This is a genomic window from Desulfogranum mediterraneum DSM 13871, assembly GCF_000429965.1.
In the GTDB taxonomy this organism is placed as follows: domain Bacteria; phylum Desulfobacterota; class Desulfobulbia; order Desulfobulbales; family Desulfobulbaceae; genus Desulfogranum; species Desulfogranum mediterraneum.
This window is the reverse complement of sequence record NZ_AUCW01000012.1, coordinates 59,837-85,570: the sequence shown is the minus strand read 5'-3', so window position 1 is coordinate 85,570 and position 25,734 is coordinate 59,837. Positions and strand designations below refer to the sequence as shown.

At 58.1% G+C, this 25,734-nt stretch carries 23 protein-coding genes; 12 read left to right on the top strand and 11 right to left on the bottom strand.

The window, feature by feature from the left end:
- Positions 1 to 157 precede the first annotated feature (157 nt).
- The 5 genes from nhaD to G494_RS0105025 form a co-directional block, all read right to left on the bottom strand.
- The gene (nhaD, locus tag G494_RS0105045; protein WP_232362487.1) at positions 158 to 1,612 is read right to left on the bottom strand and encodes a sodium:proton antiporter NhaD; all 1,455 of its coding nucleotides are present in this window, start codon (positions 1,610 to 1,612) and stop codon (positions 158 to 160) included.
- A 141-nt stretch (positions 1,613 to 1,753) separates the two neighbouring features.
- The gene (locus G494_RS0105040; protein ID WP_051305398.1) at positions 1,754 to 3,280 is read right to left on the bottom strand and encodes an SLC13 family permease; all 1,527 of its coding nucleotides are present in this window, start codon (positions 3,278 to 3,280) and stop codon (positions 1,754 to 1,756) included.
- Positions 3,277 to 3,822, bottom strand: coding sequence for a CBS domain-containing protein (locus G494_RS0105035; RefSeq protein ID WP_028583655.1), 546 nt, complete (start codon positions 3,820 to 3,822; stop codon positions 3,277 to 3,279). The genes G494_RS0105040 and G494_RS0105035 overlap by 4 nt, the downstream gene beginning before the upstream one ends.
- 161 nt (positions 3,823 to 3,983) lie before the next feature.
- Positions 3,984 to 4,424: a response regulator gene (locus tag G494_RS0105030; protein ID WP_028583654.1), complete on the bottom strand. Its 441-nt coding sequence runs from the start codon at positions 4,422 to 4,424 to the stop codon at positions 3,984 to 3,986.
- 33 nt (positions 4,425 to 4,457) lie between these two features.
- Positions 4,458 to 5,675 carry a response regulator gene (locus G494_RS0105025; protein WP_028583653.1) on the bottom strand — a complete coding sequence of 406 codons (1,218 nt, stop codon included), beginning with the start codon at positions 5,673 to 5,675 and terminating at the stop codon, positions 4,458 to 4,460.
- Between the two features lie 809 nt (positions 5,676 to 6,484).
- Between G494_RS0105025 and G494_RS26025 the strand changes: the two genes are divergently transcribed.
- Both G494_RS26025 and ppnP read left to right on the top strand, forming a co-directional pair.
- Entirely contained in the window at positions 6,485 to 6,832 is a 348-nt protein-coding gene (locus G494_RS26025) for a GlpM family protein (protein WP_084456418.1), read from the top strand.
- A gap of 146 nt (positions 6,833 to 6,978) precedes the next feature.
- Positions 6,979 to 7,299 carry a pyrimidine/purine nucleoside phosphorylase gene (gene ppnP / locus G494_RS0105010; protein WP_028583650.1) on the top strand — a complete coding sequence of 107 codons (321 nt, stop codon included), beginning with the start codon at positions 6,979 to 6,981 and terminating at the stop codon, positions 7,297 to 7,299.
- A gap of 188 nt (positions 7,300 to 7,487) precedes the next feature.
- On the opposite strand, the gene G494_RS21970 is transcribed toward ppnP, so the two are convergent.
- Positions 7,488 to 9,905 carry a sulfatase-like hydrolase/transferase gene (locus tag G494_RS21970; protein ID WP_035245509.1) on the bottom strand — a complete coding sequence of 806 codons (2,418 nt, stop codon included), beginning with the start codon at positions 9,903 to 9,905 and terminating at the stop codon, positions 7,488 to 7,490.
- Here G494_RS21970 and G494_RS27130 point away from each other — a divergent pair.
- Positions 9,898 to 10,050: a hypothetical protein gene (locus G494_RS27130; protein ID WP_161629937.1), complete on the top strand. Its 153-nt coding sequence runs from the start codon at positions 9,898 to 9,900 to the stop codon at positions 10,048 to 10,050. The genes G494_RS21970 and G494_RS27130 overlap by 8 nt on opposite strands.
- A gap of 308 nt (positions 10,051 to 10,358) precedes the next feature.
- On the opposite strand, the gene G494_RS0105000 is transcribed toward G494_RS27130, so the two are convergent.
- Positions 10,359 to 11,303, bottom strand: a complete 945-nt coding sequence (locus G494_RS0105000; RefSeq protein WP_161629936.1) for a putative glycoside hydrolase — start codon at positions 11,301 to 11,303, stop codon at positions 10,359 to 10,361.
- Between the two features lie 25 nt (positions 11,304 to 11,328).
- Between G494_RS0105000 and G494_RS27125 the strand changes: the two genes are divergently transcribed.
- The 5 genes from G494_RS27125 (at position 11,329) to G494_RS0104980 (ending at position 16,008) form a co-directional block, all read left to right on the top strand.
- Complete coding sequence (locus tag G494_RS27125) at positions 11,329 to 11,562, top strand: hypothetical protein (protein WP_161629935.1); 234 nt, start codon at positions 11,329 to 11,331, stop codon at positions 11,560 to 11,562.
- A gap of 184 nt (positions 11,563 to 11,746) precedes the next feature.
- Positions 11,747 to 12,442, top strand: a complete 696-nt coding sequence (locus G494_RS25140; RefSeq protein WP_051305397.1) for a QcrA and Rieske domain-containing protein — start codon at positions 11,747 to 11,749, stop codon at positions 12,440 to 12,442.
- A gap of 56 nt (positions 12,443 to 12,498) precedes the next feature.
- Positions 12,499 to 14,010 carry a cytochrome b gene (locus G494_RS25135; RefSeq protein WP_051305396.1) on the top strand — a complete coding sequence of 504 codons (1,512 nt, stop codon included), beginning with the start codon at positions 12,499 to 12,501 and terminating at the stop codon, positions 14,008 to 14,010.
- A complete protein-coding gene (locus tag G494_RS0104985; RefSeq protein WP_028583648.1) occupies positions 14,007 to 14,798 on the top strand; it encodes a cytochrome c in 792 nt (263 codons plus the stop codon). Before G494_RS25135 ends, G494_RS0104985 begins: the two co-directional genes overlap by 4 nt.
- Positions 14,799 to 14,871: 73 nt before the next feature.
- Positions 14,872 to 16,008, top strand: coding sequence for a c-type cytochrome (locus tag G494_RS0104980; RefSeq protein ID WP_028583647.1), 1,137 nt, complete (start codon positions 14,872 to 14,874; stop codon positions 16,006 to 16,008).
- A gap of 385 nt (positions 16,009 to 16,393) precedes the next feature.
- On the opposite strand, the gene G494_RS25130 is transcribed toward G494_RS0104980, so the two are convergent.
- The 3 genes from G494_RS25130 to G494_RS21950 form a co-directional block, all read right to left on the bottom strand.
- Positions 16,394 to 17,905: an alkaline phosphatase PhoX gene (locus tag G494_RS25130; RefSeq protein WP_051305395.1), complete on the bottom strand. Its 1,512-nt coding sequence runs from the start codon at positions 17,903 to 17,905 to the stop codon at positions 16,394 to 16,396.
- Positions 17,906 to 18,179: 274 nt separating this feature from the next.
- Positions 18,180 to 18,452, bottom strand: coding sequence for a hypothetical protein (locus G494_RS0104970; RefSeq protein WP_028583646.1), 273 nt, complete (start codon positions 18,450 to 18,452; stop codon positions 18,180 to 18,182).
- Positions 18,442 to 18,804, bottom strand: coding sequence for a HesB/IscA family protein (locus G494_RS21950; protein ID WP_051305394.1), 363 nt, complete (start codon positions 18,802 to 18,804; stop codon positions 18,442 to 18,444). The genes G494_RS0104970 and G494_RS21950 overlap by 11 nt, the downstream gene beginning before the upstream one ends.
- 626 nt (positions 18,805 to 19,430) lie before the next feature.
- Here G494_RS21950 and trkA point away from each other — a divergent pair.
- Both trkA and G494_RS21945 read left to right on the top strand, forming a co-directional pair.
- Entirely contained in the window at positions 19,431 to 20,768 is a 1,338-nt protein-coding gene (trkA, locus tag G494_RS0104960; protein WP_028583645.1) for a Trk system potassium transporter TrkA, read from the top strand.
- Positions 20,765 to 22,264: a TrkH family potassium uptake protein gene (locus G494_RS21945; RefSeq protein ID WP_051305393.1), complete on the top strand. Its 1,500-nt coding sequence runs from the start codon at positions 20,765 to 20,767 to the stop codon at positions 22,262 to 22,264. The genes trkA and G494_RS21945 overlap by 4 nt, the downstream gene beginning before the upstream one ends.
- A 300-nt stretch (positions 22,265 to 22,564) precedes the next feature.
- Here G494_RS21945 and G494_RS0104950 read toward each other — a convergent pair whose 3' ends face one another.
- A complete protein-coding gene (locus G494_RS0104950) occupies positions 22,565 to 22,813 on the bottom strand; it encodes a hypothetical protein (protein ID WP_028583644.1) in 249 nt (82 codons plus the stop codon).
- Between the two features lie 486 nt (positions 22,814 to 23,299).
- On the opposite strand from G494_RS0104950, the gene G494_RS21940 reads away from it, so the two are divergent.
- Together G494_RS21940 and G494_RS21935 are read left to right on the top strand one after the other, a co-directional pair.
- Positions 23,300 to 24,229: a tetratricopeptide repeat protein gene (locus G494_RS21940; protein ID WP_051305392.1), complete on the top strand. Its 930-nt coding sequence runs from the start codon at positions 23,300 to 23,302 to the stop codon at positions 24,227 to 24,229.
- 74 nt (positions 24,230 to 24,303) lie between these two features.
- Positions 24,304 to 24,825, top strand: a complete 522-nt coding sequence (locus G494_RS21935) for a metal-dependent transcriptional regulator (RefSeq protein ID WP_084456413.1) — start codon at positions 24,304 to 24,306, stop codon at positions 24,823 to 24,825.
- Positions 24,826 to 25,734: the final 909 nt, after the last annotated feature.

Below are 25,734 nucleotides of genomic sequence, written 5' to 3'. Positions count from 1 at the left end.
ATTGAAGGATTTTACCTAACCTGTAATACATCTTTGCTACTTTGCCATCGGGATCGCTCCCTTTGCCCACCAGTCTGCTGCACGGGTTTTCCCGTGCAGCAGGCTGGGGCAGGGTGTCTCCAGGGGAAGGTGGTCTGCAGACACCTCGGTTGGGGGGCTAGAGGATAACGCCGTCAAAAAATTTGCCGTTGATCAGGAAGTGAACCCAGATACTGGCTCCATAGCCCAGGGCAATGGCAGGCAGCCAGCGAAGATGGCTGAAAAAGGTGTACATCCCCTTGGACTGACCCATCAGGGCGACCCCTGCTGCCGAGCCGATGGAGAGCATGCTGCCGCCAACCCCGGCGGTCAGGGTGACCAGCAGCCAGTGGCCCAAGGACATATCCGGCTTCATGGTCAGTACCGCAAACATCACCGGAATATTATCCAGGATCGCCGAGAGGACGCCGACCATGATGTTGGCCGGGGTGGGACCCCAATCTACGTACATGACCTGGGAGACGATCCCCAGGTAACCGATGAAGCCCAGGCCGCCGACACAGAGCACCACCCCATAGAAGAACATCAGGGTATCCCACTCGGCGCGGGCGATGTTGCGAAAGACGTCAAAGGCAACCGTATCACCGATCCGCTCCTCGGCCTTCTCGGGGTCATACTCTGGTGAACCCTCCGAGTTCTTGTGGGTCTTCTTGAGATAGAAGCCAAAGAACTTCAGGTAGGCAAGCCCGGTCATCATGCCCATCATGGGAGGCAGGTGGAGAAAGTTGTGGAAGCAGACCGCAGTAACAATGGTCAGCAGAAAGAGCAGCATGACCGTCACCGCCCCCCGCTTGAGCCGGACGTCAGCCACGCAGGCCGCGGGTTGCATCTTGGGGACCGCCATACTCATCAGTACTGCTGGCACCAGCCAGTTGACCACCGAGGGGAGGAACAGGTTAAAGAAGGTGGAGAAACCGACCAGCCCCTTCTGCCAGACCATCAGGGTGGTGATGTCGCCAAAGGGCGAGAAGGCACCGCCGGCATTGGCGGCGATGACGATATTGATACAGGCCAGGCCAATGAATTTGACGTTGTCGCGGCCAATGGCCATCACCACCGCACACATCAGCATGGCTGTGGTAAGGTTGTCGGCGATGGGGGAGAGGAAGAAGGCTATGACCCCGGTGATCCAGAACAGTTTGCGCAGGGAAAAGCCGGCACAGACCAGCCGGCTGCGCAGGGTTTCAAAGACCTGGCGTTCATCCATGGCGTTGATATAGGTCATGGCCACCAGCAGGAAGAGAAACAACTCGGCATACTCGAGGATGTTATGGCGGACCGCCACCTCGGCGGCATGGGTAAAGCCGTTGGCCGCATAAATGAGGGCGATCAAGCCCCAGATGATGCCTGCTGCCAGCAAGACCGGCTTTGATTTGCGCATGTGGGTGTACTCTTCGGCAATGACCAGGCCGTAGGCGACCACAAAGAGCAGCAGACAGCTGATCCCGACCCAGCTGGTGGTCAGGTCGAGTTTGCCTGCACTGGCGGCAAAGGCCGTCTGGGCGCTGAGCAGGGTGAGCAGGCCGATCAGCCAGGGGAGTTTCTTGCCGGGGGCGGTTATACTGTTGGTCACGATGAATCCTCCATGGTCGGGATGTTCATAGGTTGTTTTCCGGTTTTGGGTATCGGATTTGGCCACTGGCAGGAGAGTACCGGCCAGTGGTTCAAGTCCTGTTGTCGGCAACCAGGGTAATGGTTGCCGGAGTCGTTGAGGTTACATTATCTTGGGCACATAGATCTCCATGCCCATCAGAGGCCAGATGACCGAGACCGCCAGCCAGGTGACCAGCATCAGCAGGATGGAGGCCGGAATACCGTAGAGGAAGAACTCGCCGGTGGTGAACTGCTTGGAGCTGTAGGCAATGGCATTGGGCGCCGCCCCCACCAGGAGTAGAAAAGGCATGCCAGCCACCACCAGGGAGGAAAAGAGTATCACCTCGCCGGCTACTCCGAGGTAGGGGGCAATCACCAGGGCCACGGGCAGGGAGATGGCGATTGCCGCCACATTCATGATGAAGTTGGTCATCATCATCACAAAGAAGGCCATGCCCAGGATAAAGACGATGGGCGGAGCGTTCTGGAACATGACCAGCCAGTTGACAGCCAGCCACTTGGCAGCCCCGGTTTCCCAGAGACAGAAGCCTATGGACATGGCCCCGGCAAAGAGGAGGATGATGTTCCAGGGGATCTCCTCCAAATCGTCAACATCAAGGATGTTGAACAGGAAGAAGGAGATGGTCGAGCAGAGTAACACCCCGGTCTTATGCAGGCCGGCCAGGGCGGGGATGAAATTTTTCAGGGCAATGACCAGAATGGTGATGGCGACGATGGCGGCAGTGACCAGCTCCTTTCTGCTCCAGCCGCCCAACTCGGCATACATTATCTTGGATTTTTCCTTGAGCCCGGGAATGGTCGCCTGTTCCGGTTTGAAGGCGACCAGGCAAAAGCCCCAGAGCAGAAAGGTCATCAGCCAGCCGATGGGGAACATGTAGGCGGTGAGCTCAAAGAAGCTGACCTCAACGTCCATGATGTCTTTGTAGAAGCCGAGCGCGACCGCCCCCCTGGCCGCGCCGAGCAGGGTGACGATGCTGCCTGCACCGGCGACAAAAGCCATGCCGATGAACAACCCCTTGCCGAACCTGGTCTTCTGCTCTCCTTCGGCGTAGAGGGCATGGATCGCCATCAGCATGGGGAACATGGTTGCGGCCACGGCGGTGTGTGCCATCAGGTGGGTCAGGGCTGCGGTCATCAGAAAACAACCCAGCATGATCATGCTGGTGCGCTCGCCGACGATGGAGAGCATCTTGTAGGCGATCCGTTTGGTCAGGCCGGTTTTGGTAAACACCATGCCGATGACGATGGAGCCGAAGATGAACAGGACCGAGGGGTCCATGAAATCCTTGAAGGCAACCTTGGGGTCACGGATCATGAACAGGGCCTGGAGGGCACCGATGGTCAGGCTGGTGATGCCGATGGGCACGACCTCGAAAACCCACCAGGTCGCGGCCAGGAGGAAGATGGCCAGGGCTCCCTTGGCCTGCTTGCTCAATTCGAAGTGTTGGCCCATGGGGTCTATTGCATCGGGCCAGGGGGGACAGTAGTAGACCAGGGTAAAGAGGCCGATGCCCAGGAGCATGAAGAGAAGTCGCTTCCAGTCTAGGCTGCTGCCGGCCTTGGGGAGGCTTGCGGTTTTACTTGCCGCCTCCGGGAGGCCGGCTGCTATGGTTTCTGAGCTGTTCATGCGTTACCTCCCCCAGGAATTTGGCAATAGCTGGTGCACAGGGTCAGGAAGATTTCCTCAAGACGCAGGATCCCTGCGATGGTGCCGTTCTCGGTCACAGGTACCTCCATCTCGCCGCGACTATGGAGCATGGCCATGGCGGTAAGCAGATGGGTCTCTGCCGGAATGGTAAAATCGATGGCCCGGGCAAAGGACTTGATCGGCTGCATCCTGCTCTTGCCGCATTCCGCAAAGATTGCCTCTTCGTGGAGCAGGGCCAGGTCGGGATACTCTCCCTTCTTGCCGTCGAACAGTCCCGCCTGCAGGGGGGTGAACAGAGGAGGAGCAAAGGCCCGCAGGATATCCATCAGGGTCAAACGGCCCACCAGCTGGTTGCTGTTGTTGACGACAAAGAGGATGGCGTAGTGCAGCCGTTCCTTCTGTCCGGCCCGAAATTCCAGGAAGGAATAGATCGCCTCGTCCAGGGTCTGATTTTCGTTAAGGTGGGGGTACTGGTCAAGCGGGATGAGCAGCTCCCTCACCGTGGGTTGTGTATGCTTCATGTTATCCTCCTCAGATCCGGTCAATTCAGGGTAGAGAACCCTCCCCCTCGGTCCTGCCAAGAGAGTGGACGCACCATTCCTGTCTGGGCCCTTTACGGGGTGTCCACATCCTGATTACAGGCTGTTAGCAGGGAAGGCTTTCTACCGGGACAGGTAGATTGCTACCAACTTTTGCTCTTGAGAATATGTTTTACTTCGTCTGCAGACTGCTTGGCCATGGCCTGCATGCGTCGCTCCTTGGCCGCGCGGATCACCTCCATGAGCTGGCTGAGATTCACTGGTTTTTCCAGATAATCGACAGCCCCGTGCTTCATCGCCTCGATACCGCTGTGGACGGTGGCATGGCCGGTCAACATGATCACCTCCAGGTCAGGCCGTTTTTCCTTCAGCTTGATCAGGGTCTCGATCCCGTCTATCCCGGGCATGGCCAGGTCGACCACAGCCACATCGATATTCTGATCATCTATCCTGGCAACGGCCTCCTCGCCGCAGGTTACAGAAACTACCTGTAATCCTCGGGTCTCGAGCCGTTGGCTCATGAGGGAGATAAACTCCTCTTCATCATCGACTAAAAGTACCTTGGTCGCGAATTGGCTATCCATGGTCTCTCCTCTTGGTTGAGCTGTTGTTCAGCTTCAGTCGCTGGCCACCTTGGCCTGGGCCTTTTTCCTGTATGCCTCGTCAATGATCGCCATCAGTTGGCTGATGTCCACCGGTTTCTGCAGGTAGGCATAGGCCCCCTGTTCCAGGCACTGCTGCTTATCTTCCTCGGTGCCGTGGCCGGTGAGGATAATCACCTCCACCTCAGGCTTCGCCTCTTTGGTCTTCTTGAGGACTTCTCCCCCCTGCATGCCCGGCATTTTCAAGTCCAGCACCATCACGTCTGGGGTGTCGCGGGAGAGGAGGTCCATGGCCTGTTCGCCGTCAAACACCGGGAAGGAGCCGTAACTGCGGGTATTGAGCCGGTCGGACAGGGTGCGGACAAACTCCTGTTCATCGTCGACCAGGAGAACCTTGGGGGGCAGGGAAAACTCCTGATCCCGGTAGACCGAGACCCGGTAATCCTTGCCAGCAGCCACCTTGACGCCCCTCACTCCGGGGACATTTCCGGCAATGGCGGTCAAGGATTCGGCCAGACGTGAAAAGTTATGGACACTCTTGTTGACCAACAGGGTGATGTTGTCCTCGCTACACTGTACCTCATTGGTATAGCCCCTATCCAGCAAGGATTTTTCAACGGCAGCAGCCAGAGCCATGTCCGTGACGGCCTGTTTGGTCTGTTCGGTGATCAGGACCGGCGGCCTCCGGTAGTTTTCCAGGATCAGCTGGACCACCTCTGGGGCGCCCTTGTTGCCCAGGGGGAAGAAGATGTCGTAGAGGCCGGGGTCATTGGTGGTCTTTTTCAGCAGGAAGGAGAGCCAGTCACCGACCATGGCGTCCTTCTTTTTAATCAGTTTCTCGGCATTTTTCTCTGAGAGTCCCTCCTCAACGGCTCGGTGGATCCGGCTGCTTTTTTCATCGATCACCCCCACCTTGAGCACCTGAGCAGCGCTTGAGGGGATCAGATGGGTGAGCAGGCCGGAGAAGATCCGCCTGTCACCGCTGAGATACTGGGCCATGACCAGCTTCAGGCAGGCGGCTACGCTTTCCCGCTCCAGGGTGAAACGGTTGAACACCGAGCTCGGGCCGTAGAGGCAGCGCTCGACCTTGTCCCTGTCCAGGGAGAATTGGCTGACGGCTTCATTGATCAGGTCCTCATCCTCAATTACTTCAAACCCCGTGGCCTCTGCCAGCTGGGTTCGGATCTCCTCTTCCAGGGTAAATGCACTGTTGAATAGGGCAATGGCAGACATCGTTATCTCCAAATGATGGTTGTGGAGCTGCCTTTTAGGGCAGCGTTCCATTATTTTTATTGATGATCAAATACAAAGCACTTGATGTGCCTGTTTTGTTTTTTATTTTTATTTGCTGTTATCTTAAGGTTGTAGCGAGGTTTTTCCTTCCATGGGGCGATTGGCGATGGAACATGCGTGGAACGTTTGCGGAACATTGTTCCAAAACGTTCCGCAGGGTGGAACGCTGGCGGAGTGAGGCGGAGAGGGGGGCAGGCAGGCCAGGGCAGGGGGAAAGGACGACCGGCAAGCTCAGGCTCTGGGGTGGTCGTCTTAGCTGGTCCAGCGCCTTGGTCATCAACTGGACAGCATGAAACCAATCTACAGGCCACCTTGAAAGATTACTTTTCCTTCCAATCTCGGCGTTGCACTCAAAGTTTTATCCTCGGATTATCCAACATATACCTGCGGGAAAATTTATCGCGCGCCTTGACCTTGATCGAAAAATCTAATTTTTCAAGGTAGCCTACAGTAATAAATCCAGGTGGCTCCACGTCATCTCTTGGAATTCGCGGGCGTTACATACCTTAGCATAGCTCGGACACGGAAATTTTGTGCCCCTGTCAGCCTGCACGGTTAGGCGCAATTCATGAGGCTGCTTTTCGGTGTCCGGGGCTTGTCCAGTAATCTTCAGGGGATCCTCTCGGTCAAGGCCCAATTGAATGATTTTGTTACCGTTCACGGCTGTCCTTCTCGACGTTTGGTGTGGATTTGGTTATTAAGGTGGGCTCAAAGATCAGATCCAGATCCAACATCGAGGAGTCGGGAAGATGTTGTCTTTGTTTGTAAAATGCGCCCTTGGAGCAGTTGCTTTCCTGGGGATAGCCCTGCTTTCCAAGAGCAGGAGCTTCTTCGTTGCAGGCCTGGTCCCCCTGTTTCCCACCTTTGCCCTCATTGGCCACTATATCGTTGGAAGCGAGCGAACCGTAGCCGATCTGAGGGTCACCGCGCTCTTTGGCCTCTATTCCCTGCTCCCCTATGCAGCCTGTCTCTTTGCGGTCCATTACTTCAGCGCCAGATTGCGCCTGATACCTACCCTGGTGGTCTCGACGTTGAGTTGGTTCTGCCTTGTCTTACTGTTATTGGTGAGCTGGCTACGACTGCATCCCACTGCATAGGCGGCCCTGGTGGAGCAACTCGAAAATCGGCTGTACCGTCCCGTCATCCTGCCTGTCCGCCCCGGGCCGCATTGCTTTGGGTCGGCGGACTGAATAGATGTCATAATGTCTTGTTACAACAATGAAAATATATAAAGGAGAGGTCCATGTCAGAGTTCAGCGGAGTCACCATTGTTAAAGAAGCGAGTATATATTTTGAGGGTAAGGTCACCAGCAGAACGGTTCTCTTTGCCGATGGTTCCCGTAAAACCCTGGGCGTCATGCTTCCCGGGGAGTATGAATTCAGCACTGCTGAGAAAGAAAGGATTGAAATACTCTCAGGTGATCTTGAGGTCTTGCTGCCCGGTGCAGAGGGATGGCAAGCCATCAAGGCCGGAGCATCCTTTGCAGTACCTGCCGACTCCAGCTTCAAGCTCCAGGTCAGGGAGGTGACTGACTACTGCTGCTCGTATCTGCAGGCAGAGTAAAGCCCGGGGAAGGGGGGCGGCAACGGTCCCATGACCCCGAGCCTTGGCTGGACCGTTTAGGCCAGCCATTTTTCTCAGTGCCGTTTATCTGTGAGCGGGAATGGTGGAAAGAAAGACAGGTGGCTTAACCGTAACTCCACTCTCCTGTAGCAGGATCACCTGGCGGGAGTTTTGAATTACACGCTCTTTTAGGGGGAGGGAAGGGCATATATCCTGCACGAGGAGAGGGTGAAGGTGCCCGTCTTCTCGCCGATATCAAACCTGAAGCGCTCTCCATAGGAGCCTCTGGGGAGGAAGAATTGGACCCGGTTCTTTCCCTGTTTCAGTAAGCCGCTACTCGCGTTCAGTTCAGAATAGGAGTCACCGTTTAACTCGTAGTAGAGTTTGGCAACATCGTCCTGGGGGGCGGTGATCTCCATCACCACCAGGTGTGGCGTCTTCCTGGAGAGGGGCAGCTCAAGATACATCCGGGCGTCGCCGGCCAAGACCTTGAGCTGGTTGTTGCCGATTGCCTCCATCTGACTCATCTCCTTGAAGGCAGCTGCGCCGGTGGTCTCAAAGATGGGCTGCCGGGAGAGTTGCTGCCTGCTGAGTTGTTGCCTGCTGGAGAGGGGAGGAGAGGCAAGCGAGACCATGGTCTGATCGGCAAAGCCTATCCTCCAGCGGGCCCCACTGGTCAGCTCTTCGAGAATGACCCCCTTCCAGCGAGATGCCACCCCCAGGGAAACTCCTGTGGTGTAGCGCGCCTTGCCGTTCTTTTCCATGATAATCCCCTTGTAGGGGAGAAAGAGTTTCGGGGTATGCTCTCCCACCGGGTAGAGCACGAAAATAGGCGGATTGGAGCGGCTGCCGCCCCCTCTGTCGGTGAGATAGAGTAAGAGCGAGCTGAAGATCGGGCCATCCAGTTTTGCAAAGGTGAGATCGAGCTGATCATCCTGAAAATGGTGGAGGCTGTCCCGGTCGAACTGCTCAAGCGGCGGTGCTTTGATCCTGGAAAATTTCTTGAGTGATTCGTCGTTACTGTAGCGCTCTGCCTCAAGCTCCTGGTCCAGGATGGCTGCTCTTGTCATCGGGACAGAGAAGTCGTCACCGGCGTAAAAGCGGGCATTGCTCGTAACCCCGGCAAGGGAGAGTACTGTGGGGGCGATATCCATCAGGTGGGTTTCCTGTTTCTGCTGAAAGGGGGCTACTCCGGCTCCCATGATCACGCTGTATATTTTCCGGCTGTCCGGCATGATCGCAGGGGTGAGGTTGTGTTGGACATGGTCGGCATGGAGGACGATCAGGAGCTCTTCATACCTGGGCAGCTGGGCAATGTGCTGAAGAAAGTCCCCGACCAGGCTATCGGTGCAGCGGGCGGCCTGGACCATGGCGTCGTCCTGGAACGGACCGCTGTAGGGGGGGGGTTGTTTACAGATCTCTGAGATGCCCTGGGGAAAGCCGTGCATATCCAGGGTGAAGAGGGTGAGCATGAAGGGTTTCTGCCCTTGGATCAGTTGCCGGTAGAGGCTCAGTGCCTCGGCAAAGAGGGTCTCATCGGAGAAGCCAAAGCCGCTGACCGTGGCAGGATCATACTTTTTTTCCAGAATATGGCTGGCGATAAAGGACTCGTAGCCGTGGTCCGGAGAGTAGAGCCAGCTGAAGGGGCCGGCCATATCCGGCCCGGCCCCCCGAAGAAAGAGGTTCCTATAGCCTGCACGGTGGAGCACATAGCCCAGGCCTGCCTCCTGTTCCGCTGCCTCCGGGTTGATGAAGTAGTAGCGGCCGAATTCGGTGACAAAATGGCCCATGTAGCTGTTGGCCTGGTTCGGGGTCTGCACCATCTTGGCTGCTGAGAGGCCTTGCTTTTTATAGCCGGCAAGGTGGGGGGCGAGCCCTGGGAATCGCTTGTTATCCGTATAGATATCGCCAAAGGATTCCAGGACGATGTGGAGGATGTTTTTTCCCGGTTTTGCCCTGATCTGCCCACGGCCGGGTATGCTTCTCAGGTAGCGGGCCTGGGCGGCTTCGCCGGTCATCTCGGTGAAGGCGGCGTAGGAACGGGCCATCTCAGCGATGGAGGCGTAGCGCAGGTTGGCCCAGAGTCCGGCAGCCACGATCAGCAGGGCAGTGGTCAGCAGAACCACCTTGGGAGCTGATTTCCAGGGGAGCGCCATCTCCTGCACTGTCAGGAAAACCCCTGCCCCTATAAGCAGCGGCAGCATCAGGCCCAGGCTGGCCAGCAGGGGGGCGGTCTGTAAGGAGAGGAGGAGCCCGTGCTGATCGGCAAAGAGCCAGAATTCGTTGTGAAAGGTGTCGCCCTTGACCAGGTAATTGCCGATCTCACAGTAGGATGAAAAGGTGTAGAGCAGGGTGAGGCTGCTCAGGAGGAGCGCTGCCAACCTGCCGGCTCCCAGCAGCCAGGCCAGGGCCACCAGGGTGGAGCTGTAGAGCACCGCGCTGATCAGGCGCTGTTGGAGCAGGTCGCCATCGAATACCAGCAGGTAGGGGCAGCAGAGGGCAAGGGCCAGGGCCAGCGCCAGACAGAGGGGGTGGCGGAGCAGGGAACAGGATTGGCCGATGCGCCTGATGATAGACCAGGCAGTGAAGGAGGTGACAGTGCTCAAGATACAGCTCCTTGGCAGAAAGGTTCTTGGGACCGGGCTGAGTGCAGTCCTGGGCAAAGGTACTCCATGGGAGATACAAGAGAGCATGCTCTCTGTCAATGTTCTTGCAATTATTCAGGAAAAAACAAGGGGCGGTTCAGGGTGAAACTCTGTTTAGGGGGCAAGCCTTCTCTTGCCTGCTCTCGAGAAGTGGGCGAATTGCGCGGTGTCAACCTCTGGCAATCAAGCCGATACGGTGGCTTTAAAGCGGCCAGGCAGCGCTGGGGGGAGCACCTTGTTTATCGCGCTTATCGCGCGCCTGGGCCTTGATCGAAAATCAATTCTTTCATGGCACCCCCCCCCCGCCCTTGAGGAAGTAGAACAGGAGGAAGCAGAACGGCGCGGACGCTAAACTTGATTTCAGGCCACCGCCATGAAATTGGGGGGAGTTCTTTAAGCTCTCTTTTTAACGACCTATTCCGCCAGATCCTGCATCTTCTTCATTGCCTGGGCTAATCGACGTTGGTCACCAGAGGGGTTCCAGGAAACAAAGCCCGGCATATGGTGTTTCTGAACAGCTAAAATTTGTTGCCTTATATCTTCCGCAGAGTAGGAAAAGCCTTGAATCATTGGGATAATGGTGCAGTCGGTCTCTATTTTCGAAAGGGCTGCCTGATAGCCCTGGCCAATGATCTCAAATGGATGCCTGTTGGGATTGGAAAAACCCAATGAGCCTGCAAAGAAATGGGATGGATAGAGCATGGGATAGATACTATCCGTATGGAATTGAAGGGATTCGATTCTTTGGCCTACATTGGAGCGATGATGGTCCCAGGCGGAATAGCCAAAAATCTGAATGCCAAGTTTTATCTTGGTACCTTTCAGAACAGCTTTCACAGATTGAACAATAGCATCTATGGTGTCACTGCGTCCCTTTTCCGAGCCAAACCCGGGAAGATCCGGGAACCGTACATAATCAAGAACGATCTCATCAAAACCCAAGCTTGCTTCCTGATCCAGAAGCTCCAGGTTGTAATCCACCACTGCCTGATTGACCATATCGACCCAGTGTTGCTTTCTTCCCCTGGTCAATCGATATTCCGGTACATTCCTGTACAAGATGCTGTCCACAAAGAGAACATGACGCGCAATCAGTCGAAAGTTATATTTTTTTGCTGCTTGCAGCAGGTAATCCATATCCAGGAAACGGATTTGTCCTTCTCTGGTTGTAACCTGGGCCCCAATTCGTTTTGCCAGAGCAGATGCAGGACGATAAAAAAGTTCGCCATGGGCATTTTTCAGATCAATCATTAGGGTGTTAAGATGATTCTGCACCAGGAATGCCCGTAGCGTATCGATACGAGATTTGTTCACGCCCTTCCAGCCGGGCACATAAATACCTCTCAGGGGGATCTCCAACACGTTTGCCCGGCAAATTTCGGGCATGGGAAAAGATAACAACAGCGCACCCGCAAAAAAACAGCCTGACAACCATAATGCCTCTCTTCGAGTTGTCTTTCTCATTTCGTTGTTGCCAAAGGTTGTGATGGTTGTGATTGATGATTCTTGGTTTTTTCAGCTAAGGGTTTGGATTCCGGGTAATTCCGATCCCGATGGTGTCGTCGGCTTGCTCTTTGCTGCTCTTTTTGAAAGAGGAGAGGTGTCGATTCAAGGTTGAGCTCACTGTTTCTCCTGGATCTTGTTCACTCTAAGTACTGCAAGCCTTAAACTCAACAGCGGCTCCCTGCGTCCTTTACCCCCTATTCGCAGCTTTCCCCTCCCCTTTCCGAAGGCAGAGAAGCCTTAAGCTTTCCTGACCCAAACCTAACCAGGTCCTAACCCGGGTCGGGTCAATAGAAGGGATGAAGAGCTCACAACCAAGAGCGGCTGCAGACGGAGCTCCGCTGCAGCGCGTTCTGCGCAACCAACGGCACAACCAACATCAACGGCGACAGCAATGCGAGCAGGCGGCGGCTCCCCTCTCCAGGCGGGGGCTGCTCCTCTCGGGCGTCTTGCTCGGGGTCGGGCTGATTGTCTGTCGCCTGGGGGCCATGCTGCGTGCTCTGCTCAGCCCTCCTGTGCACAAGAACACCTTTGGCGGCCTGGTGGATGCCGGGACCCTGGAGGGCAGCGCTTCCCCTGGCGCGGCACCCCGGGCTTTTCCCCAGGGGCGCTTCTGGCTGCTCCACAATGAAGAGGGCCTCTCTGCCCTGCACAGCTCCTGCACCCACCTGGAGTGTCTCTTTAGCTGGGATCAGGAGCAGCAGCTCTTTGTCTGCCCCTGTCACGGTTCCCGCTTCACCAGGAGCGGAGAGGTGCTCAATGGTCCGGCACGGCGCAACCTGGATCAGTTCCCTGTCCGGCTGTTGGCCGAGGAGGGCCGGCTCCTCCGGGAGACCCCGGAGGCAGGGGCAGGATCCCTGCAGCCCCTGCCGGTAGCAGATCTGCTCCGGCAGTCGCCGGCCGGACAGTCCGGGGAGGATGCCGGAGCAGGCCCGCTGATCCGCATCCAGGTGGATACCGCCAGGAAGCGAGCCGGCAGCCTGATCTCCTCCTGAACCAGGCCCTCGATCACGCCAACGACCATGCTCCCTACCAGATCAGCTGCCACGCCATGAGCGCTTCCACTCTCCATCATCGCCAGGACCAGGCCCGACCCTGCAGGTCTGCTGCCCGCTCCCGCTCGGCAAGGGGGTTTCTGGCGCATCTCCGTCCGAGCCACTACCAGCGGCAGGATGTTGCCTTTGGCCAGACCCTAGGCCTCGGTTTTGCGGCGGTATTCTTCCTGGTGGTGGAGACGGTCAGCGGGTTGCTGTTGATGTGTTATTACCTGCCCAGCAGCGAGGCCGCCTATGGCTCTGTGGTCCGGCTGATGACCGAGATCCCATTCGGCTGGCTGCTGCGGGATCTCCACCGCCTGGGGGGCGAATCTCTGGTGGCAGTGGTGGTCCTCCATATGTTCTGGGTCCTGATCAAGGGCGGCTACAGGGGCAGCGGGCGGGCGCCCTGGTTTTCCGGGCTGGGGCTGCTGGCGGCCACCCTGGTTCTGGCCTTCAGCGGTTACCTCCTGCCCTGGGATCAACTGGCCTACTGGGCCATTACCATTGGCACCGCCCTGCTGGGCTCCCTGCCCCTGATCGGCCAGCAGCTGGCCACCCTGCTCCGGGGTGGGGCCGAGCTCGGTCAGGATGGCCTGCTCCGTTTTTACCTGCTCCATGTGCTGCTGGTTCCGATCATGGGGCTGGGCTTTCTGGGCAGCCACTATTATCGGCTCAGACGGCGGCCGCCGGTTCGTCCCCTTGGCGAGTCGGAGCGCCCCAGCCGGAGCCGTTCCGGGAAAGTTCCCCTCTTTCCCACCCTCTTCCTGCAAGAGCTCACCCTCTCCTGGCTGCTGCTGAGCCTGTTGATTGGAGCAGCGCTCTGGGGCTATGATGCCCCCCTGGAGAGTCATGCCAACCCCAACCACACCCCGGCTACCACCAGCGCGCCCTGGTTCTTCCTCTGGCTGCAGGGGGCCTTGAAGCTGGGTGACAGCCTGCTGCCGGGTGTTGCCCTTCTCCTCCTGCTGACCCTGCTCCTGTGTGTCCTCCCCCTGGTGGATCGAAGCGTCAGGGTACCCGGAGAGAAGCGGCCTGGCGCCCTCTGTCTTGCCGGTTTGCTGATCACCGGTCTGCTCTACCTGAGCCAGTTTGGCCTGCCGGGCCACGGTGGGCCGCAGACCGGGCCGGTGGCCAACCTGCTGCGGCGTTTTGCCCCGGAAGAGCGGCAGAGCGTGTTTCATCGTCTGGGCTACGGGCAGCTGCCCCCGGGGATCTATCGCACCCGGGATCCGCTTGACCCAGGCCTGCCCGCGGAGTTCCTGGCGTTCCTGACCGAGTTCTCCGCTGCTGTACAGCAGCTTGGCTCGGCAGCTGGCTGGAACCAGGTGACGGCAGGAGAGGGGGGGAGCGCCCGGGGAAGCGTGATCGTTGAACCCTGGCAGGATCAGCTCAAACGGATAACCCTGCGTGTTAGTTGGAACAAGGCAGGGCAGGGGCCCCTGAAGAGTGAAACGATGCGTCTCTTCGTGCACCGGCGGCAGAGTCAAGAGCCGGCTGTCGATCACCACGATCCCGGGCCGTCATGACCAGGTTTCTGCTGGAGGTCCTCCTCGGCACCACCCTCCTGCTGGCCGCGCTGCTGCTCTATCTCGGCCCCGGCGAGTCCGTCCGCCTGGAACAGGCCGCTGCCGGCTACCGGGGCAGAGCGATTGAAACCGGTGCCGAGCTCTACCATCTCCACTGCAGGCTGTGCCACGGCATCCGCGGGGAGGGGGTCGGCCAGTTGGGGCCTCCCTTGAGCGATCGCCATTTTTTCCTCAAGCGGCTCTCCGAGGTCGGCTGGCAGTTCACCCTCAGCCGATATGTCGCCTCGACCATCGAGTATGGGCGGATGATGGGCACCAGGCCCATCTATGCCGGCAACGGCAGCAGCGCGGTGATGCCTCCCTGGCACCAGCGTCTGGGTGGGGTCCTGCGCGGTGATGAGGTCGCGGCTCTGACCGCCTTTGTGCTCAACTGGCAGGCCACGGCCAGCGGAAAGGTGACCCTGCCGCCATTGGAAATCCCCCCAGAGCAGAGCCCCCAACCGGAACTGATCGCCCGCGGCAGCAGGGTCTTTCAAGAACAGTGCAGCGGCTGTCATCGCTATCAGGCGATGGGTTCGCACTCCACTGGCCCTGATCTCACTGAGATCAGCGGCCTGGCTGGGAGCCGGAAGGCGGGGATGGAGCCCCTGGCCTATATCCGGGAATCGATCCTGGTCCCGGACAGCTTTCTGCTGGAAGGATATCGTCCGGGCCGACAATACTCCTGCGGCAGCACCACCCTAACCAGGCGTGAACTGGATGCGGTGAGCGCCTTTCTGCTGCAATGATGATCCCCGCCAGCCTCCCTGGTCCCGGAGCAGCTGTGCACCACCCGGGCGGGCTGACGGCCGGAGGTGGGCGGTGAAACGATTCTCCCCCTGGTTGCTGCCCCTGGCCGCTGCGCTCCTCTTTGGTGGGCCGTCAGCTCCTCCAGCCTCTGCGGCAGCCGCTGCAACGGGGTATCAGGGCGTACTCCGTGAGCCGGTGGTACTGGGCGCCTGGCTCTACAGGAGCAGCTGCGTCCGCTGTCATCCCGACTATGAACAGGAGCGTTTGGCTGCAGAATATGACACAGAGCAGGAGTTGAGGCAGGCCATTGGCGGGGACGGCTGCAAGATCGCCTGGTCGCGAACCAGGAGAGGCCCCTTTGGGGGCAGGGAGCTCACCGCCCTGGCCCGCTACATGCTCCGGTGGGAGGCAGAGGACCGGGAACCTGCCCTGCCTGAGCTGCCGCCGCTGCTGGTTGTGGAGGAGCAGCGGCGAAGCCGCAGGCCTGCTCCCAAAAAGGCCAGGGCCATCAAGCTTGCAGACCAGGCCCTGCTTTCCCCTCCATTGCAGAGTGTGGTCGACAACAATCCGGTTGCCCTGGGCGGCTGGCTCTATACGCGCAACTGTTACCGCTGCCACCTGGCCTATGCACAGGCGCGCATGGGCAGAGGGGTGGCCGCGGAAACCGTACAGCGCTTGATCACCGAGGGCAAGACCTCCACCCAGATGCAGGCCTTTAGCAGGATCCTGGGCGGCCCCCTGAAGAACAGGGAGATCAAGGCGGTGGTCGCCTACATCACCAGCTGGGAGAAGGCGGATGAACCCCTGGCCATTGCCGCTGAGTTGATGATCCCGCCGGCCCTTGATCCCGATGACTTCAAACCCCTGCGCCTTCCTCGTTTTCCCGTCATAGGCGGAGACGTCCGGGCAGGAGCGGCCCTTTTTCAGGCCCACTGCAGCCGCTGCCATGGGGACTGGGGCCAGGGCGCTCTCGGCCCCTCTCTCCGGGAGCGGCAATGGCTGGTGCGCACCGACCTCTTTATCAAGTCGACGGTCAAGGCAGGTGTGCCCGGATCCCTGATGCCGGCCTGGGACCGGGGAGCAGGGGGACGATTTGCTCCAAAGGAGATCGCCGAGCTGGTCAGCTTTGTGCTCGAGCTGGCAGGTGAAGGGCAGCCGAGTTTGGCCAGGGCCGGGGAGTCGGCCATCGGATCCGAAGGAGGAAAGTAGGCAGCGTTCACCGGAGGGGCAGGGGCGAACGGCTCCACCCCAGCTTCAGGCTAGCTTGGAACATGAGATTTTTTGATCAAGCTCAAAACGCACGACACCTTATGTCACAGGCATCTGGTTGATATTTCGAGGATACAGCTGTCTAATCAGGTACCCTGCTCAGCCGGAAGTATCCCTCTCTGCAGACTGTTCACTGATTCTCTTTTTCCTCTTCTAGCGTCCTGCCGGATTGAGCGTCCAGGTTCGGGGTCGAGGCAGGGGAGAGCGTGTCAAACCGGCCAGGGCTGGTCTGCTGGAGCTTGAACCGTTAACCGTTAGGCAAGGCAGGAGGGAAGAACCAGACCCGGGGGAGCCCCGGGCCTGGCAGCGGGTAAACCAGAGCAGTTTACCTCTCGAGGGGAACGGAGCGGATCGCGTCGTAGATGTCGCCGCTGTTGCTGCGGCCGAGCTCGATCCATTTAAGGGCAAAGCTGTCATCGGCTTGCTGGCTGACCTTTGCCGCGTAGAGGGTACCGGCGCTCAGGTCTCCGGCCTTGTCGGCAACAAACTTGGCCAGCACCACCCCGGTGCCGTCGTCGCCGCTGTAGACGGTTTTGCCGTCATTCATCACGGCGCTCATCTCATAACTGAGTCGACCCATGGCATAATGTTTGACCACGGTGGTCATCGGCGAATCTCCCTTGGGATCGGGGATCAGTTCAAGGGGGTAGCCGTAGTCATAGGGATTGGCCTGCGCGCCCAGGTAGTCGCTCATGGCAGCGACGTTTTTCTGCCAGCCCGATTTTGCCGCCACCGGCTCATACTCTTCCGAGCTCAGCCCGGTGTTCCAGGGGGTGACGCTGGCGTTACAGTTGTTCCAGGTACCCTGGACCCCTGCAAAGCTCAGGTTTTCGCCGTCAAGGATCTCCCAGCTCTTGCCGTTACGCTTCATGTAGACCTTGGCAATGGCCCCGGGGCGGCATTCGTAGTTGGTAAAGAGATAGGCCTCATCCCCTGAGGCGGAGATGGGCACAAACATGTTGCCGTCGGGGTGGTTGCAGATCTCTTTGAGGCTGCCGTCAAGGCGATTGACCTGGCCGAAGCGACCTCCGGCGACCTCGTTGGGAATCCCTTCGCCCACCCGCTCAAGGACCTGGTAGCTGCCGCTGGCAAGCTGGAGATCAAAGACCTGGTCTCCGCTGGGAACCGCCACGGCCTTGAAGGCCTCGCCTGCCTTGAAACCGTTGACAATACCCACTGTGCCGCGGTTATAGGGGAACCTGGACATGGCGGAAGGATGCTGGACGTTAAACAGCACATCGTCGCTGTTGGTGACGATGATGCCGGTGATCTCCGCGCCGGTGGGTACCGTGGCAAAGCGTTCGAGCTTCCTGCCGTTCCAGCGCCAGAGGGCATTGTTGGTATGGTTCTTGGTATCTTCAGAGATCCAGAGGTTGCCGTGTCGATCTGCAAACAGGCCATCCGGGTTGGCAATGTTGTTGACAGCGCAGCGGTCCCTGAAGCCGGAGCTGACCTTGGAGCCGACGCTCTTGTCGTAGGGGCCGCCCACAACCGCCGGCTTGAGGCTGCTGATGTTGTAGTTGTCGTCGAGCTGGGCCTCGTAGACGATCCCGCACTTATTGGCAGCAAGGGTGATATCACCCTTATCATCACTCATGGTCTTGTCGATGGAACTCATGGCGATGTAGATCTTGTTGTTCTTCTTGTCGTAGGCCACACCCTCCATCTTGCGAAACTCCGCAGAGGCGCCCATTTTTTTGGCGTAGGCCCTGGTTTCCAGAAAGGCTGCCATGGGGTCGTTCAGAGAAAGCAGCCGGTTATCTGCGGCAGCAGCAGAGGCGGCCAGGATACAACAGCTACCAGTGGCCAGGGCCAGCACGGACAATGTCTTGCGCATTATACTCTCCTTTGAGTAACAGTTTTCTTGGCTGAAAGTCAGTGGCTACAATCAATACCCTGCTCGTTTTAGGGCTCTGTTATCAGGGGATAAGGGAAACATAAGGGAAAGACTAGGAAACCGTTCGGGAGACAGGGGGGCTCGTGGCTGGACCCGGAGGAACGATGGACCCTGGACAGAAGGCGATGGGGGATGGGCGATTGAGAGCGTAAGAGCAATGGCCGTGATCGTGGCCCTGGCCATCGCTTTTCGCTCTGCCGAGCTTTACTGCACTCTACTGGGCTTTACTGCCGGCGGGGTGAGGAGGTCGAGCCTGCCTTGCTGCAGCTCTGAAGGGAGAGGAGCTTTTCAGCCTTTGGATGAGCACAAAGGCCAGGGCTGCCAGTTCGTTTCTCGACAGCCCGGCCTCCAACTCCTTAAGACTGGCCTGGATTTTAGGGGAGGAGTTGGGATCTTCTTCGGCAAGACGCCAGGCCTCTGCCATCTGCTGTTCGTTGATGCAGTGGACCGACTTGCCGCCCAGCAAGGGAATCGGATTACGAGCCATGGCATTCACCTCCAGTCTGCAGGGTCGGGAATCCTGCCAGAGCAAAACTTGCGCCGCATCCGCAGGAGGAGTCATTACTGCTGTTGTTGAACCTGAAACCTGCAGAGATCAGGTCGTCTGAGTAGTCGATGGAGAGTCCTTCGAGGAATTGGAGGCTCTCTTGGTTGGAGATGATCCGGATCCCATGTTCACACTGCACGACCTTTTCGTCATCAGCTTTCCGGTCATCGATTTCCGCATCATAGGTCATGCCAGCACAGCCGCCGCTCTTGACGCGTATTCGCAGGAAGTTATCGTTGCCGGCTCCGTGTTGCCTCAGCATGTTGCGTGCTTTTTCAGTGATCGTAATCATGGCCTGTCGTTCTCCTGCTGCCTGGCGGCACACATCCCATGGCTGCCGGTGGCGTATGTGGTCGCCCTCTGTTGTTACGCTGGTCCTGGTTGCTGTTTTTTAAAGAGTATCGGAAGATTGCTCCGATCCTGTTGCTTTGGCGGATCAGGAACGTGTCTTCTGCGCGAGCGCGTTAAGCCTGTATGGATAATCAGCCACGCCTGACCCTGGGCAATAGCTGGGCAATACCTATTCAATACAATAGTCCTGTTTCTGAAAAGGGGAAGGGGATCCCCTGGGAAGAGCGGTCTCCCTCTGGCGGTTTGCCCGGGAGCTGGGGTGGGAGGAGCAGTGCGTCCAGATTCGGGTTGTCTTTAGCGGATCGGCGTATTAAGGGTAGCTTGCAAAATGAGGATGTTCGAGCAAGATCAAGACCTGCGAAAAATGGTATCGCAGGCATATAACGGGTATTCCGGGGATAAAATTTTGAGTGCAAGGCCGAGATTGGAAGAAAAAGCAGTTGTTCAAGGTGGCCTTAAGGGTACCTTGTGGGTACCTTGAAAAATTAGATTTTTCGATCAAGGTCAAGGCGTGCGATAAATTTTACCGTAGGCATAGTGCAGCTGCCAATCGCCAATGGGACGGGCATGAATATACTGATTTTCGGAGCCACGGATGCGGGCTACATGGTGGCCAGCCACCTCTGTCAGGAGCATAACGTCACGGTGGTGGACCGGGTGGAGCGGATACCCGAGGCCTTTAACCTCCTGGATCTGCAATTTATCCAGGGCAGTGCCGTGGATATCGAGACCCTGGAGCAGGCGGCCACGGAAAAGGCGGACCTGATCATCTCCTGCTCGGAGAACGATGAGGCCAACATCGTCGCCTGCTGGACCGTGAAAAAGATCTCCCAGGGAGAGACCATCTGTTTTGTCAGCAGCGAGGGCTTGTTCAAGAGCCTCAACGCCGAGATCGCCGGCAACAACAAGGAGATCTATGGTATCGATACCCTGATCTGGCCCGAGCAGCTGGCAACCATGGATATCTTTCGGGTGATCATGGTGCCAGAGGCCATCGATGTGGAGTACTTTGCCGGGGGCAAGGTCAAGCTCTTTGAATACCGGATCAAGGAGGCGGGCAGCATCTGCGGCAGGCGTGTTCAGGAGTGCGGCTTTCCCGAGAACGTGCTGATGGTCTGCGTCAACCGTGACCATGAGCTGCTCATCCCGGACGGCTCCATGGTGATCGAGGCCGGTGACCGGGTCACCTTCATGGGCACGGCCCAGGGGATCGATACCCTGGCGGCCCGGATCTTCAAGGACAAGCTGCCGGTCAAGAATGTGGCCATCATCGGCGGCGGCAACGTCGGCTATATGCTGGCCAAAGAGCTGGAGCAGACCGATATCCGGGTCAAGCTGATCGAGCTGGAGAGCGACCGCTGCAGCGATATTGCCGAGAAGCTGCCCAGGACCCTGATCCTCAACGGTGACGGTACCGACATCAGCCTGCTGGAGGAGGAGGCCTTTGGCCGGGCCAATGTCACGGTCTGCGTGACCAACAATGACGAGAAAAACCTGCTCTGTTCGCTCCTGGCCAAGCAGCTGGGCTCGGAAAAGGTGATCGCCCGGGTGAGTAACCGCAAGAACTTCGAGCTCTTTGAGCGGGTGGGCATCGATGTGGTGGTCTCACCCATGGAGTCGGCCTTCAAGGTCCTGCTCGACCGGCTGCAGAGCGAAGACGTGGACCTGCTGGGCCTGGTTGAGGGCGGCAAGGGCGAGATTCTCCGCCTCACCCTGCCCCAGGAGTTCAGCCCGACCCCCATCAGTGAGCTGGCCTTTCCGGTCAAGGCGGTGATCGCGGTGATCAAGCGGGGCAGCAGGGTGGTGGTGCCCCACGGCTCCAGCCGGATCAGGGGCGGTGATCGTCTGATCATCTTCACCATGGCCGAAGATGCCGCAACCATCAAGAAACTGCTGATCCCATGAACCTGCCCCTGATTGCCAGTGCGGTGGGGCTGATCCTCTCCTTCTTTGGCATCATCCTGCTCACGCCCATGGCCGTGGCCCTGATCGAGCAGGATTACTTTTCCCTGCTCCCCTTTGGGCTGGCTGGTTGCTCTGCGGTGGCCTGCGGCCTCCTGCTCCAGTATTACGGCCGGGCTGCCCGTCGCTTTGAACAGCTCAGGAAGAAGGAGGGACTCTTCATCGTCACCCTTACCTGGGTCTTGGTGGCCCTCTTTGGGGCGCTGCCCTACCTCTTTTACGGCCTCCATCCCCTGGATGCCTACTTTGAGTCGGTCTCCGGGGTGACCACCACCGGGGCCACCATCCTCCGGGATTTTTCGGCCTATCCCGGGTCCTTCTTCTTCTGGCGAAGCCTGAGTCAGTGGCTGGGCGGCATGGGGATCATCGTGCTCTTTGTGGCCATCCTGCCCCAGTTTGCCGTGGCCGGCCGCCAGATCTTCTTTGCCGAGGCGCCCGGGCCCACGGAAGAGAAGATCACCCCCAGGATCACCCATACTGCCAAGGCCCTCTGGTTGGTCTATGTGGCCCTGACCCTGGTGGAGATCGCTTGCCTCATCCTGGCCGGGATGGCGCCCTTTGATGCGGTCTGCAACGGCCTGGCCACCATGGCTGCCGGCGGTTTTTCCCCCCACCCGCTCTCCATCATGGGCTATGAGAACAGCACCGTGGTCTGGATCATCACCCTGTTCATGTTCCTGGCCGGCAGCAACTTTGCCCTCCAGTACCAGCTGATGGTCAAACTCAAGGGCAGGGCCCTCTGGTCCAGTGGGGAGTTTCGCCTCTACCTGAAGATCATCCTCGGCCTCTCCGCCGTGCTGGCCCTGATGCTCTGGCAGGGCAACAGCCGGCTGGTGGCCGGCATCCGCGACAGCCTCTTTCAGATCATCTCCCTGGTGACCACCACCGGCTTTTCCTCGGCAGACTTTGCCCTCTGGGCCGTGCCGGCCAAGGTGATCCTCTTTTCCACCATGCTGATCGGCGGCTGCGCCGGGTCTGCCGGCGGCGGGATCAAGGTGGTCCGGATCGGTTTCCTCTTTCGTTTCTTGAAACGGGAGATCGTCCAGATCATCCACCCCAAGGCCATCCTGCCCCTCAGGATCGAAGGCCGGGCCGTTAACGAGGAGACCCAGCGCCAGATGCTCGGCTTTCTGCTCTGCTATCTGGCCCTGATGATCATCTCGGCCCTGCTGGTGACCATCATCGAACAGGACGCCCAGGTCGGCCTGGTGGGCACGGCCGCCACCATCGGCAACATCGGCCCCGGCTTTGGCGCCATCGGTCCCATGGGCAGTTTCGCTGACTTGGCCTGGCTGACCAAGCTGATCTTCATCGCCAACATGATCGGCGGTCGGCTGGAGCTGATTCCCCTCCTGGTCCTGCTCCATCCCGACTTCTGGCAGTGGGAAAATGGAGTGCGTCGTCAGGCAGGGGAGAACAACAGCTTCTGGAAGGAGTGAGCCTGGTGCGGGATCGTGATAGCCGTAGGCGCAGCTTGCGGCAGAACTGTTCGACCTTTTCCGCCATCAGGTGGCAGCGGCAGAGGTTCTTTCCCGGCAGGATTGCGACCTTCTCCAGAGCCAGCTTTTTGCCGCAGCGCTGACAGGGGACGGTGAGCCTTGCCGCTGGTACAGTCCGCTCTTGTTTAAGCGGAGGAGGGGCCGTGCTTGCCAATGGCGCCGGCAGCCAGGCTGGGGTGCGGGGAAGGTGAGGGGCCCGCATATATGAATGGGGTCCCTGCCGGTCACCGGGATATGGTTTCATCGGGTACTGCTCCTCTCCAGCTGGTTGGCCGGGTTGCTCTCTCTGGGCGCTGGAGTGCAGAGGGCTGCTGTTGCCATGCCCCCTGTTCGGGAGATGGCGCCGCAGCAAGAGGCAGCGCCGTCTGTGGCGGTGCTGAGGATGAAGATCATGATGATCAGCAGGGAAACCGCCATGGTCAGCCCGGCGAACCAGGGGGACCTGCGTGATCGTTGCTGCTCCTGGAGCCGTTCAGAGTCGAGTTGCATGGTTTGTTCTTCCTTGTTTGTACCTATGGTTAAGCCGGCTAAGCTTCTGCTTGAGTTCTCGGCCCTCATCGTGCCGATCACGCATGGCGTTCTGGTGCTCCCTGACGGCTTCTCTTTCGGTCTGAGTACCAGGGAAATGTCAAAGAAATGTGGATAAACAGGGGAAAAATGATGGCTTGTGCCCTGTTTGGGATCAGGAACCAGACCACGGGCAGGGTTTTTGGGCAGAGGACGCGCCGGAGCAGATCAGCCGGCGAGCGGCCAGGATTCGGAGTCCGGCATGGTCGCCTCCGCAGCCTGGCGCAGCGGCGGAGAATAAAAACCGCTTGTGGTGATTTTTCTGTTGCTTTTTCTGGTCGAAAATCTCCGGCCATGGTGGTAAGGATGGCCCCGTAAACAGAGCTGGCGAAGATGAGCAGCCGTGATTGCAGCTATCCCTCGCCTCGTTCCAGTCCCCAGCCAACCATGTTGAACAGGTTTCCTCCCATGACGATCAGAAGCATAGTCTCCTCGACCGCCGTTACCCTGGCTTTTCTTGCTGCCATCAGTCTTGCTGCCCCTGCCTGGGCGGCTGCCCCGCTCCCCAGCCAGGGGAGCTCTGTGGAACCTTCTGAACCAGAAGCAGCCGAGATCGTGCAGGAGCCGGAATTGAGCAAACCCCTGTTCAAACCCTTTATCGAGCGCTACATCTTAGATGAGTTGAGGCAATTGCGGATTACCCAACACCAGTTGAAGGTGGAACTGACCGAACGGGTGGTCGAGGCCCAACTCCAGGTTGCCGACCGGGCCATCCGCTACACCGCCGACACCACCAACAATATCTTCTACATCATCACCGCAGCTGCCACCATCCTGGTGCTCCTGGGCTGGAAGTCGGTGCGGGACATGCGGGCCAATATCGAGGATATCACCACCCAGAAGATGGCCCTGCTGGTGGAGGAGTATGAGGAGCGGCTCAGCCAGATCGAGAGCAAGATGCGGCGGCGTTCGAATCAGATCCTGGCGAACCAGGAGGAGATCGCCATCACCAACAACATCCACTCTCTCTGGATGCGGGCCGGTCTGGAAAAGAGTGAACAGGAAAAGATCAACATCTATGACCAGATCCTGGAGTTGCGTCCCGATGACGTCGAGGTCTTGACCTACAAGGCCGACGCCCTGCTGGAAATCGGCGAAAAGAAGTGGGCCCTCTCCCTGGCGGACCAGGCCATTGAAAAGGATAAGGAGTACTCCTTTGCCTACTGGCAGCGGGCCTGTGCCAAGGCCGAGATCGGTCAGATCGAGGATGCCATCGATGATATCGAGATCGCGGTCCGTTTAGCCGATGCCCTCCAGGAGGAGATCGCCGAGGAGAAATCCTTTGTCAATCTCCAGGGAAACCAGCGTTTCAGCCGACTGCTCAAGGCCAACAGCTGACGAACTGTCGCTTGAAGAGGACAGATGTTATTTTTTGGTGGACCTTGACGCGCTTTTTGAATAGGAAATAGGGTATGACAATTAAAAATACGCTCACCGCCAGCCAGGAAGATTACCTGGAGGCGATCTATCAGATTTCCGCCAAGAAGATGGCTGCCCGGGCCAAGGATATTGCCGAGTACCTCGATGTCCGTGCCTCCTCGGTCACCGGCGCTCTGCGTAACTTGGCCAAGCTGAACCTGGTCAACTACGCCCCCTATGACCTGATTACCCTCACCGATGAGGGCAGGGAGATGGCCGAGGATATTGTCCACCGCCATCGGGCCCTGGAGAAGTTTTTTGTCGAGGTCCTGGGGGTTGCCGGCAAGGAGGCCGATGAGGCCGCCTGCCGGATGGAACACTCTGTGCCCAAGGTCATTGTCGAGCGACTGGTCAAGTATGCCGAATATGTGGCCACCTGTCCCAGGGGCGGGATCACCTGGGACTCCGGTTTCGGCTACTACTGCAAACAGGGCTGCAGCCAAAAGAGCTGCACGCGCCACAGCAGCGAGGCCGAGCCTACAGCTTCAGGTCAGGAGGATGACCAGGGGCGATAAACTTCAGCCTCTCAGGGAGTAAGCTTTGAGCTACCTTGAAAAGTTGCTTTTTTCCCCAACCTCTGCCCTATGGTGAAGGTCTTATCCCCGGGATATCGAGGTAATGCATATGGTAAAATTTTCGGGTCTATTCGAATTTCCTGAAAGGGTTTAACAGGTATCCCCCAGAGAACAGGGGTGGGACCTACGTCACCACCTGTTCAAAGATCCCCAATCTCTTGAACCTTGTATTTTAAATTGGAATGTATTGACCCTCATCATGAAGGTCATTGCGGGTGATGTCCTGGCTGATTTTGATAGAATTCATTATGGATATATCAAGTCATTCTTTTAGCTGTCATGGCCGCGCAGGCGGCATCCAGGTTTTTACAGTAAAGGTTCATGTTTTCTGTACCCAGACACGCCTTACCAGGTCGCTGTTCACACCGGTGTAGAGCGCCCCATCCCTTTTGCTCGTCAAGATCTAGCCGCAAGGGTGCTTTTCATGATTCCTCCTGAACTGGATTCCCGCCTGCGCGGGAATGACAGCTAAGAGATGCATCGTTGGGAGGGGAGAGCCCTCCGCTGCCGATGGGTCGGGAGATCCCCCCTGTGTCTGGATAGACCAACTTCCTCCCATGCCTTATTCTTGATCGAAACCTCTGATCTTTCAAACTCTCTTTGAGAGCGGTTCCTTTCCGCCTCTTGTCCCTCTCCCTTCCAGACCGCTGAGCGCTTTGTTCAGGACTTGAGCACTGGACGCTGGCCTTGCTCCATCCCCTGAGAACCCCTTATCCTTCCTTCTCTTCAAGGTCCGGCGATCTCCGGGTCCCGCTGTCTTGCCCATGGTTTTGCGGTAGCTTGAGCGGAGAGTTAATTCGAGCTCACAGTGTTAGGTATAGCTAAAAAAAGATATTGACTCCGAACCGA